Genomic DNA, 14,236 nt, shown 5'->3' on the forward strand with positions numbered 1-14,236 from the left:
AATCATTGGAATGTTCACGGGCATCATCGAAGCGGTGGGGCGCATTGCGGCGAGCGCCGATGTCGGGGGAGATCGGCGCATGCGGTTCGAGGCGGTGGGTTATTTCGCCGGCACGCAGCCGGGCGACAGCATCGCCGTCAACGGTATCTGCCTGACGGCGATTGAATGCAGCGCCGATCACTTCAGCGCCGATTTGTCCGTGGAGACCTTGCAGCAGACCACTGCGGGGAGTTGGTGTCCCGGCCACAGCGTGAATCTCGAACGTGCGCTGACCGCAGGCAAGCCGCTGGGCGGGCATCTCGTCAGCGGGCATGTCGATGGTGTGGGCATCGTCCTTGAGCGGCATCAGGATGCGCGCTCCTGGCGGTTCACCTTTGAGGCCCCGGCCATGCTTGCGCGTTACATTGCACGCAAGGGGTCGATCTGTATCGACGGTGTCAGCCTGACGGTCAACGAAGTAGACGGCCATCGCTTTGGCGTTAACATCATTCCCCACACCTTGAGCCATACGACGCTCGCTGTGTTGCAACCCGGAGATCGCGTGAATCTCGAAGTCGATTTGGTGGCGCGTTACCTGGAGCGCCTGCTGGCGCAGCGGGAGATCCTGCCATGAAACCCGAAAACAGCGACCCGGCGCCCGAATCGCCAGCGCGGCTCGATTCGATCGAAGACATCATCGCCGACATCAAGGCCGGCAAGATGGTGATCCTGATGGATGACGAAGATCGCGAGAACGAGGGCGATCTGGTCATGGCTGCCGAGCTGGTGCGGCCGGAAGATATCAACTTCATGGCCCGTTATGGCCGCGGGCTGATCTGCCTGACACTGACAGCCGAGCGCTGCCGCCAGCTGCGGCTGCCGCAAATGGTGTCGCACAACGAGGAGAGTCACCGCACGGCATTCACGGTATCGATCGAAGCCGCAAGCGGTGTCACCACCGGCATCTCCGCGCACGACCGCGCGCATACGGTGCGCGTGGCTGTCAGGCCGGATGCCCGCCCGGAGGATCTGGTCCAGCCGGGACACATCTTTCCGCTGATGGCGCAGCCCGGTGGCGTGCTCACCCGCGCTGGGCATACGGAGGCCGGCTGCGACCTTGCCCGCCTCGCCGGGCTCACACCGGCGGCGGTCATCGTCGAAATCCTCAACGAGGACGGAACGATGGCGCGACGCCCGGATCTCGAGAAATTCGCCCGACAGCATGGGCTCAAGCTCGGTACGATCGCCGATCTGATCCGCTACCGGCTCGCCAACGAACACACCGTGGAACGCGTGGCCGAGACGCACGTTAATACCGAGTTCGGCGAGTTTCGCCTGGTCACTTACCAGGACAGCATCGACAACACCATCCATCTGGCGATGGTCAAGGGGACGATCGATCCCCAGCAGCCGACGTTGGTGCGCGTGCATATCCGCAATACCTTGCAGGACGTGCTCGGCGTGTGTCATGCGGATTTTGCCTGGCCGTTGCGGCGTGCCCTGCAGCGCGTTTCCGAAGAGGGTGCCGGCGTCGTCGTGTTGCTGCGCAAACCGGAGAGCTCCCGCGAGTTGCTGCAGCAGATCGTCTCGCTGAACAAGGAAGCGCTCGAAGAACACCCCCACGACGCCCGGCAAGTGCTGCGCACCTATGGCATCGGTGCGCAAATCCTCTCCGATCTGGGCGTGCGCAAGATGCGGGTACTGTCCGCACCCAAGCGTATGCAAGGTATCTCCGGCTTTGGGCTGGAGGTCGTCGATTACGTTCCCTGCGATTGATGAAGAAGTCCAAGACTGCGAATCCCGCTGCGGTGCCGGCCGATGCCAAGACGGGCTATGCCGCGCCGCAGATTCCGGATCGGACCGAACTTGCCGGTGTGAGAATCGCCGTACTGGCGACACGCTGGAACGTTGGCATCGTCGATGCGCTGCGCGCCGGCGCGAGGGCTTGTCTGCGCGACTGGGGTGTATCCGATGAAGACGTCGCCGAGTTTCGTGCCCCGGGTGCTTACGAGATACCCCTTGCGGCCCTGCACCTGCTCAAGAAAGGCCGGTATGACGGCGTGGTGGCGTTGGCCGCGGTGATCCGCGGCGAAACCCCGCATTTCGACTATGTCGCCGGCGAGTGCGCACGCGGTTTGATGCAGGTACAGATCAAGACTCGCAAGCCGGTGGGGTTTGGCGTGCTCACCGTCAACACCGTCGAGCAGGCGTGGGCACGTGCCGGGCAGGGGCGGGACAACAAGGGTTACGAGGCCGCGGCGGCGATGCTGGAGATGATCTGCCTGTCCCGGAGGCTATCGTGAGCGAGATGCAGGCGCTCAGCCGCCGGGGTCTGGCCCGCCGCCTGACCGTGCAGGCCTTGTACCAGTGGCTGATCAATGAGAGCACACCGGCTGCCTTGCTGCGGCAGTTCCGCGAGCAGGAAGAGGGGCTCGGCCGCGCCGATCCACTGTATTTCGAAGAGCTGCTCACCGGTGTCGTCACACACGCCTCGGCGCTGACCGTCGATCTGGTGCCGCATCTGGATCGTCCGCTGGAGCAGCTCGACCCGGTCGAACACGCCATCCTCCTGCTCGGCGCCTACGAGCTGCGCCACAAACCGGAAGTGCCGTGGAAGGTTGTCGTCAACGAGGCGGTGAATCTGGCGAAGATCTTCGGTGCAGAGGAGGGCTACAAATTCGTCAATGGCGTACTCGACAAGCTGGCCCGCCAGCTGCGCGCGCATGAGATCTAGTCGGCCATTCCGACGGTCCAGGGCGATGATCCGCGCATGGATGAATTTGCGCTGATCCGCCGCTATTTTGCCGGCCTGACGGCGGCCAGCAGTGGCGTCGTCGTCGGCATCGGCGACGATGCCGCGCTGTTGACGCCCACGCCAGATCAGCAGCTCGCCGTCACCTGTGACACCCTGATCGAGGGGCGGCATTTCCCGGTCGGTACGTCTGCCTACGACATCGGTTGGAAAGCGCTGGCGGTGAATCTCTCCGATCTGGCGGCGATGGGCGCGCAGCCGCGCTGGTTTACGCTGGCGCTCAGCCTGCCGCAGGCCGACCCGGGCTGGCTCGCCGAGTTCAGTGCAGGGCTGCGCGCGCTCGCCGACCGTCACAGCGTCGCACTCGTCGGCGGCGATACCACCCGTGGCAGCCTGAGCATCACGATCACGGCGCTGGGCGAATCGCCGGCGGGGATGGCATTGCGGCGCAGCGGCGCACAGGTGGGCGATTGCGTGTGCGTCACCGGAACCCTTGGCGATGCCGCCGCGGCTTTAGCGCTGCTGGATCAGGGAACGCGCGATGCCGAGCTGCTGATGCGCCTGAACCGCCCGGAACCTCGCGTCGGTGCGGGACTTGCGTTGCGCACGCTCGCACATGCCGCGATCGATCTGTCGGACGGGCTCTCCGGCGATTTGCCGCACATTCTCGAGGCCAGTGGGGTCGGCGCTGAGATCGATGTCGATGCCTTGCCTGCTTCCGTTGCCCTGCGCAGGCGCTATCCGCTGCGCGATGCGCGCATGCGCTACCAGCTCGCGGGCGGGGACGACTACGAGCTGTGTCTGTGTATCCCTCCGGATCGTCTGGATCACGCGCGCGCCCGGCTCGACGTTCCGCTCCACGTCGTGGGCCGGATCACGGCGGTGCGCGGCCTGCGCTATGTCGATGCTTCTGGCGCTACCATCGTATTCAACCATCCCGGTTTCCGGCATTTCGAATGAGCACCCCCATCGTTCCGCGTCCCCCGACCCAACTGATTCTGACGACTCCCGAACATTTGCTCGCGTTCGGGTTCGGTGCAGGTCTAGCCCCGTTTGCACCAGGGACGGTCGGGACGCTGGTCGGTGTGCTGCTGTTTTTGCCGCTGTCGTGGCTGCCGCCACCGGCCTATGCCGCAACGGTCGTCGGGCTGTTCATGCTGGGCTGCTGGATCTGCGGAGAAAGTGCGCGCCTGCTCGGTGTGCACGATTACGGCGGTATCGTTTTCGACGAAATCGTGGGATATCTGATCGCCGCGGCGCCGCTGCTGTTTTTCCCGGCGCTGACGGCAGCGGTCTGGGCGGTTGCACTGATCGGTGCGTTCGCGCTGTTTCGCCTGCTTGACATTCTCAAACCCTGGCCGATCCGCATCCTCGATCGCGCCGTCCGTGGCGGGTTGGGCATCATGCTCGACGATGCCCTCGCCGGCCTCTTCGCCGCTGTCCTGCTGTGGGCCGTGTTGAGGCTGTTTGGGTAATACATCTTTCCCTTGAATCAGCCTTTCTGCTGCGCCATTCTCAAGCGCTAAGGGCGCGTTTCCATGACTGCCCGGTCATCCTGATTACGGGAACTCACGATGACGACGATACGCATCGGTTGCGCCTCCGCATTCTGGGGCGATACCAACACCGCCGCCGCGCAACTGGTCGAGCGCGGCAATATCGACTATCTGGTCTTCGACTATCTGGCCGAGATCACGATGTCGATTCTCGCCGCCAAGCGCATGAAAGATCCCAACGAGGGTTATGCGACGGATTTCGTCGAACATGTGATGGCACCGCTGTTGCCGCAGATCAAGGCAAACGGCATCAAGGTCGTCGCCAATGCTGGCGGCGTCAATCCGCTGGCTTGCAAGAAGGCGCTCGAAGATGCTGCGGCCAAGGCCGGTATCGACCTGCGTGTCGGTGTCGTGCTGGGCGACGATTTGCTGCCGCGCAAGAAAGAATTTTCCGATTGTGTGGAGATCGATACCGGTGCGCGGATGCCGCCGACGCTGGTGTCGATGAATGCTTACCTGGGGGCGTTTCCGATCGCGCGTGCGCTCGATGCCGGTGCCGAGGTGGTGATCACCGGCCGCTGTGTCGATTCGGCCGTCGCGCTCGGGCCGATGATTCACGCGTTTGGCTGGAAAGAGAACGAATACGACAAGCTCGCTGCCGGTTCGGTCGCCGGCCATATCATCGAATGCGGCGCGCAGTGCACCGGCGGCAATTTCACCGACTGGGAGCAGGTCGCGGACGGCTACGCCGACATGGGATTTCCGATTGCCGAGGTCTTCGCAGACGGTACGTTCGAGATCACCAAGCCGCACGGCACTGGCGGACTCGTTTCCGTACACACGGTGCTCGAACAAATGCTCTACGAGATCGGCGATCCACGCGCGTATCTGCTGCCGGATGTCGCCGTCGATTTCACGCAGGTACGTCTCGAGCAGGTCGGTGAAAACCGCGTGCGAGTGCGTGGTGCGCGCGGACAGGCGCCCACGGATCGTTACAAAGTCAGCGCGACTTACCCGGCCGGCATGCGCTGCGCGGCGCTGTTCATGATCGGCGGCATCGATGCCGCAAGAAAGGGGCGGGCGTCGGCGACGGCGATTGTCGAGAAAGTCCGTCGGCAGCTGCTCGCTGCGCGGCTCGGCGATTTCAGCGGTGTCGATATCCATTGCATTGGCGCCGAGGAGAGCTACGGCCCGCATGCACGCCCCGGAGCCGCGGCGACGCGCGAGGTCGTCGTCAAGATCGCGGTCCAGCATGCAAATCCCAAGGCGCTCAAGCTGTTCGCCCGCGAGATCGCGCAAGCGGCAACCGGCATGGCGCCGGGATTTACCGGCTATTTCGGCAGCGGACGGCCCGAGCCGCATATGATCCCGAAGCTGTTTTCGACGCTGGTGCCCAAGGCGCAGGTGCCCATCGAAGTCGTCGTCGGGACTGAGCGCTTTGCCGTTTCCGTGCCCAGCCAAGGCGGGTTCGTCCCGCCTCCGCCGGAGCCACAGATCGATCCGGATGTGGAGATTGCCGATCCGGTCCACGTGCCCTTGATCAAGCTCGCGCTCGCGCGTTCCGGCGACAAGGGTGACCACGCCAACATCGGTGTCATCGCGCGCACACCTGATTACCTGCCGTATATCGAGGCGGCGCTGTCCACTACGGCCGTGCGCCAATGGTTCGCCCACGTACTCGCCGGTGGCGCCCAGGGACGGGTCGAGCGCTGGCGTCTGCCGGGGACGCACAGCTTGAACTTCATGCTGTATCACGCGCTCGGCGGAGGTGGCGCGGCTTCGCTGCGCACCGATCCGCAAGGCAAGACTTTTGCGCAGATGCTGCTGGAGTTCCCGGTACCGGTGCCGCGTGCCCTGGCGGCGCAGCTGTAAGCAACGCCGATGCGCTGGCCGTTGCGCCAGCCAGTTGTGTTACGCCAGCGCTGCGGTTTGGCGCCGCGTCGACTACAATTTGCACCCCTTTAACCCTCAGACTCGGCCCGAGCGCCCGTTCAGGGCCTGCCAGGAAGTGCGTGCATGTCTGTAGAACGCGATGTCATGGAATACGACGTCCTCGTCGTCGGTGCCGGCCCCGCAGGTCTTTCGGCGGCGTGCCGGATCAAACAACTGGCGGCGGCCGCCGGCCAAGAGATCAGCGTTTGCGTCATCGAAAAGGGCTCCGAGGTCGGTGCGCATATCCTCTCCGGCGCGGTGTTCGAACCACGCGCGCTCAACGAACTGTTCCCGGACTGGAAGGAAAAGGGCGCACCGCTGAAAACCCCGGTCACCGCCGACGAGATCTATTTCTTCACGGGCGCCACCCGCGCGCTGAAGATGCCCAACCTGTTTGTGCCCAAGACCATGCACAACGAGGGCAATTACATCATCTCGCTGGCGAACCTGTGCCGCTGGCTGGCGCAGCAGGCCGAGGCGCTCGGTGTGGAGATCTATCCCGGTTTCGCCGCGCAGACGGCGATCATCGAGGACAACGTGGTTCGGGGCGTCATCCTCAGCGACATGGGCGTCGCGCGCGATGGCACGCACAAGCCCGACTACACCCCGGGCATGGAGCTGCGCGCCAAGTACACGCTGTTCGCGGAAGGCTGCCGTGGTCACATCGGCAAACAGCTCATCGCCCGGTATGAACTGGCCAGGGATGCCGACCCGCAGCATTATGCAATCGGCCTCAAGGAAATCTGGACCATCGATCCGGCCAAACACAGGCCAGGGCTCGTCGTACACGGAGCCGGCTGGCCCCTGAGTCTGTTCGGTACCGATGCGACGGGAGGCTCGTTTCTGTATCACCTCGAAGACAACACGGTTTACGTCGGCCTGATCGTCGATCTGTCGTACTCCAATCCGTACTTGTCACCCTTTGATGAATTCCAGCGTTTCAAGCATCACCCGGTGATCCGGCAGTATCTCGAAGGGGGTACACGCACGGCCTACGGCGCGCGCGCCATCGTCAAGGGTGGTCTCAACGCCTTGCCGCGCCTGGTGTTCCCGGGTGGCATGCTGATCGGCGACGATGCCGGCACGCTCAATTTCGCCAAGATCAAGGGCAGCCACACGGCCATGAAATGCGGCATGATCGCCGCCGAAGCGGTCGCCGAGGCCTTGCTTGCTGGAAATCCAGGCGGTGAGGTGCTGGAGAGCTATCCGGCGAAATTCAAGGCGAGCTGGCTGTACGACGAACTCTACCGCAGCCGTAACTTTGGTCCGGTGCTGCACAAGTTCGGCGCGCTGATCGGTGGTGCCATCAACTACATCGAGCAAAACTGGTTTGGCGGCAAGTTTCCGTGGACTGTGCACGACCTCAAGCCGGATCATGCCGCACTCAAGCTCGCATCTGAATGCAAGCCGATCGCTTATCCCAAGCCGGACGGCAAGCTGTCGTTCGACAAGCTGTCCTCGGTGTTTTTGTCGAGCACGAACCACGAGGAGGATCAGCCGGTCCATTTGCAGCTCAAGGACCCGTCGATCCCGATCGCAAAGAATCTGCCGCTGTATGCCGAACCGGCGCAGCGGTACTGCCCGGCCGGTGTCTATGAGGTGATCGACGAAGGCAATACCAAGCGCTTCCAGATCAACGCGCAGAACTGCGTGCATTGCAAGACCTGCGACATCAAAGACCCCGCGCAGAACATCAACTGGGTTGCGCCCGAGGGCGGAGGCGGGCCCAATTACGCCAATATGTGAGACCCCGGCGATTTCTGGGGCCGTGACTTTTGTGTTTCGCAACTGAGATGAGCCGATGAAAGCACTCGTGAGCGTCAAACGCGTCGTGGACTACAACGTCCGTATCCAGGTGAAGTCCGACGGATCGGGCGTCGTCACTGATGGCGTCAAACACTCGATGAATCCTTTCGACGAGATCGCGATGGAAGAGGCGGTGCGTCTGAAGGAGAAGGGCAAGATCACCGAGATCGTCGCCGTGACCATTGGTGGCGCGAAAAACGAAGAGACGCTGCGCACCGCGCTCGCGTTTGGTGCGGACCGGGCGATCCACATCAAGGAAGAGGGCGAGGTGCAGCCGCTGACGGCTGCCAAGGCGCTGGCCGCGACGATGAAAAAAGAAGGGGCGCAGCTCTTTTTGTGTGGCAAGCAGGCCATTGATGACGACGCCAATCAGACCGGGCAAATGGTTGCGGCCTTGCTCGACATCGCCCAGGCGACGTTTGCGTCCAAGATCGAGATCGATGGCGGCAAGGCCACGGTGACGCGGGAAGTGGATGCTGGCCTGGAGACGCTGGAAGTCGATCTGCCGGCGGTGATCACCACCGACCTGCGCCTCAACGAGCCGCGTTATCTGAAACTGCCGGACATCATGAAGGCAAAGAAGAAGCCGATCGAGACCGTAACCTTCGCCGATCTCGGCGTGAGCCCCGCTGCCGGCATCAAGACGACCAAGACCGTGCCGCCGCCGAGCCGCTCCAAGGGGGTCATGGTCAAGACCGTCGATGAGCTGGTCTCTGCCCTCAAGGCCAAGGGGCTTCTGTAAACCGACGTTCTGCCCTGCACGCGACATCCCGGAGCAACATCCCCAAACGCCGGGTTGCCGATGGTGCGGGCGCGACGACTCCAACAAGGAATGAACCGATGAGCAAGATTCTGATTGTTGCCGAACACGCCGAGGGCAAGCTCAACAGCGGTGTCGCCAAGACCGTGGCTGCAGCCAAGGCCATCGGCGGTGAGATCCACGTCGCCGTATTTGCTGCGGATGCCGCCGCTGTCGCGGCCCAAGCCGCCAAGCTCGACGGTGTGAACAAGGTGCTGGCCGTCAACAACCCCGCCAACGCGCAGCCGCTTGCTGCGCTGCTGGCGCCACAGGTGGTGGAACTGGCCAAGTCCGGTTATACCCACGTGCTGTTCCCGGGAACGACGTTCGGCAAGGATCTCGCGCCGCGTGTCGCCGCCAAGCTCGATGTGCAGCAAGTCAGCGACGTCATGGCCGTGCATGGTCCTTCGACCTTCGATCGGCCGATTTACGCCGGCAATGCCATCACGACGGTGCAGGCTCCGGCCGGCACGGTTGTCGCCACGGTGCGGCTGGCCTCGTTCCAGGCCGTCGGCAACACCGGCAATGCCAGCATCGAGACGGTCAAGATCGACGCCGTGCTGCCCTCCCATACGCGCTTCGTGAAGCTTGAGGCGCAAAAGTCGGAACGCCCCGACCTGCAGTCGGCCGCTCGGGTCGTATCGGGTGGCCGCGCGCTCGGCAGCGCCGAGAATTTCAAAATCATCTATGCGCTCGCCGACAAGATCGGTGCGGCCGTTGGCGCGTCGCGGGCTGCCGTCGACTCCGGTTACGTGCCCAACGACATGCAGGTCGGACAGACCGGCAAGATCATCGCTCCGGAGCTGTATTTTGCGATCGGCATCTCGGGCGCGATCCAGCATCTGGCCGGCATCAAGGACGCGCGGACGATCGTGGCGATCAACAAAGACCCCGAGGCGCCGATCTTCGAAGTCGCTGACTTCGGCCTTGTCGGCGACTTGTTCCAGATCGTACCCGAGCTGACGCAAAAGCTCTGACACCGCGCGCGGTGGCTCACCCCAGGCGCGGAGGTCTTCCTCCGCGCTTTTTTTATGTCCGAATCATCTTCCAATCACCCCTTGGGGACGCGAGGTCTTTTCGTCTAGTACCCCATCTGGCGGGCCGCGAGATCTTTCATGATTTCCTGCGAGCCGCCGCCGATCGACAGAAGCCTGGTTTCGCGGTGCGGCAGCGACACGGTGTCGCGAGTCCGCCGCAGGCGGGCGAGCGTGGGTGCGGGAGCTGCCGCCGACCGCGACTCAAGCCCCGTGTGGCGGCGGCGAGGTTTTTCTAGTACCCCATCTGGCGGGCCGCGAGATCTTTCATGATTTCCTGCGAGCCGCCGCCGATCGACAGAACCTTGGTTTCGCGGTAGATCCGCTCCACCTTGCTGCCTTGCAGATAGCCGGCGCCGCCGAGGATCTGCATCGCCTCGTTGGCGATCCATTCCAGGCTCATCGTCGCGAAGTTCTTGAGCATGCACACCTCGGCAACGGGCATTTGTCGGTGACTGACCCGCCAGGCGAGCATTTCGAGCTGGGCTTTGACAGCCTCGATGCGCATCCGCATGTCCACCAGCTTGTGCCGGATCACCTGGTTTTTGATCAGTGGCTTGCCGAATGTCTCGCGCTGGCGCGCATAGGCCAGCGCCTCGTCGTAACAGACGCAGGCCAGCGCGTAAGCCTGTGCTGCGAGCATGATGCGCTCTTGGTTGAAGTTCATCATGATCGCCATGAAACCGGCGTTTTCGGGACCGATCCGGTTGGCGACCGGGACGCGGACATGGTCGAAGTAGAGTGTGGCCGTATCCGAACACCACCAGCCCATTTTCTTCAGCGGAGAACGCGACAGCCCCGGCATGTCGCCTTCGATGACGAGCAATGAAATACCGCCCATGCCCGGACCGCCGGTGCGCACTGCCGTGGTAATGAAATCGGCGCGCATACCGGAGGTGATGAAAGTCTTCGAGCCGTTGACGATGTAATGGTCGCCGTCGCGCTCAGCGCGGGTTTTGAGATTGGCGACATCGGATCCGCCGGAGGGCTCGGTAATCGCCAGTGCCGCGATTTTTTCTCCAGCGAGTACGGGGGTGACGAAGCGCTGCTTTTGCTCGTGCGTACCGGCATGGACGATCGGCGGTGTGCCGATGCCATGCGACATCAGGCTGGCGATGACACCGCCGCTGCCAGCACGCGCCAGTTCCTCGGTCAGGACGATCAGGTAAAACAGGTCGGGCACTTCGATTCCGCCGTAGGCTTCGGGAAAGCCGATTTGCAACAGCCCCGCTGCGGCGGCAGCCCGATGCAGGCTGCGCGGCAGTTCACCGGCGGCCTCCCAGCGATCGACGTGGGGGATGATTTCCTGCTCGACGAAACGTCGCGCCTGGCGGCGTAAGGTTTCGTGTTCCTCGGTATAGAACGGATGCTTTGCGGTCACTTGGATTACCGTACGTTCCGGCGCAAAATGCCTAGGCACGCAAGATAAACGCTTCGATCAGGATTTGTCATTCGGATATCATGATTACCGCTGCCCCGGGGTGGTGTTCGCTGCCTGCAGCGTGTTGACCATGAGCATGGCCACGGTCATCGGGCCGACACCGCCCGGCACGGGTGTGATCCAACCCGCGCGCGCGCGTACCGATTCGAAGTCGCAGTCGCCGACGAGCTTGCCGGACGGCAGCCGGTTGATGCCGACGTCGATCACGGTCGCGCCCGGCTTGACCCATTCGCCCTGGATCATCCCCGGTTTGCCGACGGCGACGACGAGGATGTCAGCCCGTGCGACTTCGCCGGGAACGTTCGCGGTGAAACGGTGGCAGCAGGTTGCGGTGGCGCCGGCGAGCATCAATTCGAGCATCATCGGCCGGCCGACGTGGTTGCTCGCGCCGACGACGACGGCGGTGCGGCCCTTGAACGTTTCGCCGACCGAGCGCAGCAATTCCATGACACCATAGGGCGTGCACGGTCGCAGCAAGGGTTTGCGCTGCGCCAGCCGGCCGAGGTTGTAGGGATGAAAGCCATCGACGTCCTTTGTCGGCAGGATGCGCTCGGTGATCCGCGTTGCATCGATGTGCGCCGGCAGCGGTAGCTGCACGAGAATGCCGTCAATCGACGCATCGGCGTTCAGAGCGTCGATCGCATCGAGCAATTGATCCTCGCTCACCGACGCGTCGAAATGCAGGGGTACCGAGCGGATGCCGACTTTTTCGCAGGTCAGGCGCTTGTTGCGAACATAAACCTCCGAGGCAGGGTCGTTGCCGACCAAAATGGTGGCCAGCGCCGGTGCGCGCAGACCACGCTGCAAACGTTCGGCCACACCGGCGCGGACGCGATCCTGGACGGCGGCGGCCACGGCTTTGCCATCGATCAATTGGGCGCTCAAGACTGGGGATCCGGATCTTTGAAGGGAAGACGCATATTGTACGGCGCTGCCCGTACACTACGCGGCTTCCCACCGGCGGAAATACTGTGACCCGATTGCTGATCCAAGCCTTGTGTATCCGACGCGGCGACCGTGTACTGGTCCCAACGCTCGATCTCGCCGTGACGTCCGGCGAGTTGCTGCATGTACGCGGCGCCAACGGCAGTGGCAAGACCACGCTGCTGGAGATGCTCGCGGGTCTGCGTCCGGCAGAGGGCATTCGCCGCGAGCCCGAGGACATGCCGCTGCACTGGATCGGTCATCGCAACGCGCTGGCGTCGCACTTAAGCCCGATCGAGAACCTGCAATTCTGGTGTGGCGTGAACGGCGTCGATGCGGCCGGGGTCGTGCCGGCGCTGGAACGGATGAGGTTGCCGCCTGCGGCACGGCGGCGGCCCGTGCGCATGCTCTCCGCCGGACAGAAGCGGCGCAGCGCGCTCGCACGGCTGTTGCTCGTACAGCGGCCGCTGTGGTTGCTCGACGAGCCGCTGGACGGGCTCGATCGCGACGGCATCGCCATTCTCGGGGAACTGCTGTCGGCACACGTACGTGCCGGTGGTTTGGTGGTCATGACCAGTCACCAGGCCCTGCCGGCGAATCTGCCGTCGGTACGCGAGATCGAACTCGCACGGGGGATGATGTGATGCGCGCGGTGCAGGCGCTTTTGTCCCGCGAGCTGCGGTTGGCCCTGCGTGCCAAGACCGACTGGCTAATGCCCCCCTTCTTTTTGCTGGTCGTCGTCACGCTGTTCGGTCTGGGAGGCAAGGCCCACGATCCCGCGCTCAGCGTCTATGCGCCGGCCATCCTGTGGGTGGCCTCGCTGCTTGCTGCGCTGCTGACATTGGAGCGCCTGTTCCGGCCTGACTATGAGGACGGCACGCTCGAGCAACTGTGCCTTGCGCCGGGGCCGCTGTATGCGCTGGTGCTGGCCAAGTTCATCGCGCATTGGCTGCTGACCGGTCTGCCGCTGGTGATGCTGGCGGCGCCGCTGGCCGTCGGTCTGGGTCTGTCCGGCACCGCCGTGCCGACGCTGGTGGCGGGGCTTGCGCTCGGAACCCCTTGTCTGAGCGCGCTCGGCGGGTTCGTGGCGGCGCTCACCGTCGGTTTGCCGCGCACAGGGCTTTTGCTGCCGGTTCTGGTGTTGCCACTGATCGTGCCGGTCGTGATCTTCGGCGCCGGCGCCGTGCGCGCCGCGCAAGAGGGCCTGGACGCGCAGGCTCCGTTATACTTTCTGGCCGCCATTCTGGTGTTGTCCCTGAGTCTCGTGCCCGGGGTCGCCAGCGCAGCCTTACGCAACGCCTTCGACTGACCCCGCGATCAACGCATGTGGACCTGGTTCCATCGTCTCGCCTCGCCGCCGTTTTTCTTCCGGCTGGCGGAGCGCTGGGCACCGTGGCTCGGTGTCGCTGCCCTGGTCTTGCTCGCCTGGGGCTGGATCGGCGGGCTGGTTTTTGCGCCCCCGGATTACCAGCAAAAAGACGCATTCCGCATCATCTACGTGCACGTTCCGGCGGCAGCCGTGTCCTTGTCGCTGTACACGCTGATGGCACTTGCCGGTGCCGTGGCCGTGATCTGGCGCATGAAGCTGGCCGAATGCGTGCTGGTTGCGACCGCTCCGGTGGGCGCCAGTATGACGGTGGTGGCGCTCGTCACCGGCATGTTGTGGGGCAAGCCGATGTGGGGTACCTACTGGGTTTGGGATGCGCGCCTGACCTCAGAGCTGGTGTTGCTGTTCCTTTACCTGGGGGTGATCGGGCTCTACCGGGCGTTCGACGATCCACGCGCCGGGGCGCGCGCCTGCGCGCTGCTCGCGATCGTCGGTGTCGTCAACGTGCCGATCGTCAAATACTCGGTGGAATGGTGGAACTCGCTACACCAGGGTTCTACGATCATGAAGCTCGGCAAGCCATCGATCGCCCTGGAGATGGCGATTCCGCTGTACGCGGCCGTCGCGGGCACGCTTCTGTTTTGCGGCTATGCGATCCTGCGCCGGGTTCAGAACGAACTGCTGTGGCGCGAACGCGGCACGCAATGGGTCAGAGAGCTCAGGGTCGGGGAACCGGGGCGATGAAC

The 14,236-nt window shown here is 63.7% G+C and carries 15 protein-coding genes; 13 read left to right on the forward strand and 2 right to left on the reverse strand.

Annotated features, from left to right (window positions below):
* Window positions 1-10 precede the first annotated feature (10 nt).
* The 10 genes from BMZ48_RS05970 to BMZ48_RS06015 all read left to right on the forward strand — a co-directional run bounded on the left by BMZ48_RS05970 (window position 11) and on the right by BMZ48_RS06015 (window position 9,741).
* Complete coding sequence (locus BMZ48_RS05970) at window positions 11-613, forward strand: riboflavin synthase (RefSeq protein ID WP_091532889.1); 603 nt, start codon at window positions 11-13, stop codon at window positions 611-613.
* Window positions 610-1,755, forward strand: a complete 1,146-nt coding sequence (gene ribBA / locus BMZ48_RS05975; protein WP_091532891.1) for a bifunctional 3,4-dihydroxy-2-butanone-4-phosphate synthase/GTP cyclohydrolase II — start codon at window positions 610-612, stop codon at window positions 1,753-1,755. Before BMZ48_RS05970 ends, ribBA begins: the two co-directional genes overlap by 4 nt.
* Complete coding sequence (ribH, locus tag BMZ48_RS05980) at window positions 1,755-2,282, forward strand: 6,7-dimethyl-8-ribityllumazine synthase (RefSeq protein WP_091532893.1); 528 nt, start codon at window positions 1,755-1,757, stop codon at window positions 2,280-2,282. Before ribBA ends, ribH begins: the two co-directional genes overlap by 1 nt.
* 5 nt (window positions 2,283-2,287) lie before the next feature.
* Window positions 2,288-2,713, forward strand: coding sequence for a transcription antitermination factor NusB (nusB, locus tag BMZ48_RS05985; RefSeq protein WP_091533005.1), 426 nt, complete (start codon window positions 2,288-2,290; stop codon window positions 2,711-2,713).
* Between the two features lie 36 nt (window positions 2,714-2,749).
* Window positions 2,750-3,691: a thiamine-phosphate kinase gene (thiL, locus tag BMZ48_RS05990; RefSeq protein WP_091532894.1), complete on the forward strand. Its 942-nt coding sequence runs from the start codon at window positions 2,750-2,752 to the stop codon at window positions 3,689-3,691.
* Complete coding sequence (locus BMZ48_RS05995; protein ID WP_091532896.1) at window positions 3,688-4,206, forward strand: phosphatidylglycerophosphatase A family protein; 519 nt, start codon at window positions 3,688-3,690, stop codon at window positions 4,204-4,206. The genes thiL and BMZ48_RS05995 overlap by 4 nt, the downstream gene beginning before the upstream one ends.
* A gap of 99 nt (window positions 4,207-4,305) precedes the next feature.
* Window positions 4,306-6,099, forward strand: coding sequence for an acyclic terpene utilization AtuA family protein (locus BMZ48_RS06000; protein WP_091532898.1), 1,794 nt, complete (start codon window positions 4,306-4,308; stop codon window positions 6,097-6,099).
* Window positions 6,100-6,243: 144 nt separating this feature from the next.
* Complete coding sequence (locus BMZ48_RS06005) at window positions 6,244-7,905, forward strand: electron transfer flavoprotein-ubiquinone oxidoreductase (RefSeq protein WP_091532900.1); 1,662 nt, start codon at window positions 6,244-6,246, stop codon at window positions 7,903-7,905.
* A 55-nt stretch (window positions 7,906-7,960) separates the two neighbouring features.
* On the forward strand, window positions 7,961-8,707 hold the full coding sequence (locus BMZ48_RS06010; RefSeq protein WP_091532902.1) for an electron transfer flavoprotein subunit beta/FixA family protein: 747 nt from the start codon (window positions 7,961-7,963) through the stop codon (window positions 8,705-8,707).
* A gap of 98 nt (window positions 8,708-8,805) precedes the next feature.
* On the forward strand, window positions 8,806-9,741 hold the full coding sequence (locus BMZ48_RS06015; protein ID WP_091532904.1) for an electron transfer flavoprotein subunit alpha/FixB family protein: 936 nt from the start codon (window positions 8,806-8,808) through the stop codon (window positions 9,739-9,741).
* Between the two features lie 292 nt (window positions 9,742-10,033).
* Here the strand turns inward: BMZ48_RS06015 and BMZ48_RS06020 are convergent, their stop codons facing one another.
* Together BMZ48_RS06020 and folD are read right to left on the reverse strand one after the other, a co-directional pair.
* Complete coding sequence (locus BMZ48_RS06020; protein ID WP_091532906.1) at window positions 10,034-11,179, reverse strand: acyl-CoA dehydrogenase family protein; 1,146 nt, start codon at window positions 11,177-11,179, stop codon at window positions 10,034-10,036.
* An 84-nt stretch (window positions 11,180-11,263) separates the two neighbouring features.
* On the reverse strand, window positions 11,264-12,124 hold the full coding sequence (folD, locus tag BMZ48_RS06025) for a bifunctional methylenetetrahydrofolate dehydrogenase/methenyltetrahydrofolate cyclohydrolase FolD (protein WP_091532908.1): 861 nt from the start codon (window positions 12,122-12,124) through the stop codon (window positions 11,264-11,266).
* Window positions 12,125-12,210: 86 nt separating this feature from the next.
* Between folD and ccmA the strand changes: the two genes are divergently transcribed.
* From ccmA to BMZ48_RS06040, 3 genes are read left to right on the forward strand one after another with little or no spacing between them, the layout of a single operon-like run.
* Window positions 12,211-12,807, forward strand: a complete 597-nt coding sequence (gene ccmA / locus BMZ48_RS06030) for a heme ABC exporter ATP-binding protein CcmA (RefSeq protein ID WP_091532910.1) — start codon at window positions 12,211-12,213, stop codon at window positions 12,805-12,807.
* The gene (ccmB, locus tag BMZ48_RS06035) at window positions 12,804-13,472 is read left to right on the forward strand and encodes a heme exporter protein CcmB (RefSeq protein ID WP_366450212.1); all 669 of its coding nucleotides are present in this window, start codon (window positions 12,804-12,806) and stop codon (window positions 13,470-13,472) included. Before ccmA ends, ccmB begins: the two co-directional genes overlap by 4 nt.
* A 15-nt stretch (window positions 13,473-13,487) precedes the next feature.
* Window positions 13,488-14,234 (forward strand): heme ABC transporter permease, encoded by a 747-nt coding sequence (locus BMZ48_RS06040; RefSeq protein ID WP_091532914.1) that lies wholly within the window; start codon window positions 13,488-13,490, stop codon window positions 14,232-14,234.
* Window positions 14,235-14,236 lie beyond the last annotated feature (2 nt).

It is taken from the genome of Fontimonas thermophila (assembly GCF_900113085.1).
In the GTDB taxonomy this organism is placed as follows: domain Bacteria; phylum Pseudomonadota; class Gammaproteobacteria; order Nevskiales; family Nevskiaceae; genus Solimonas; species Solimonas thermophila.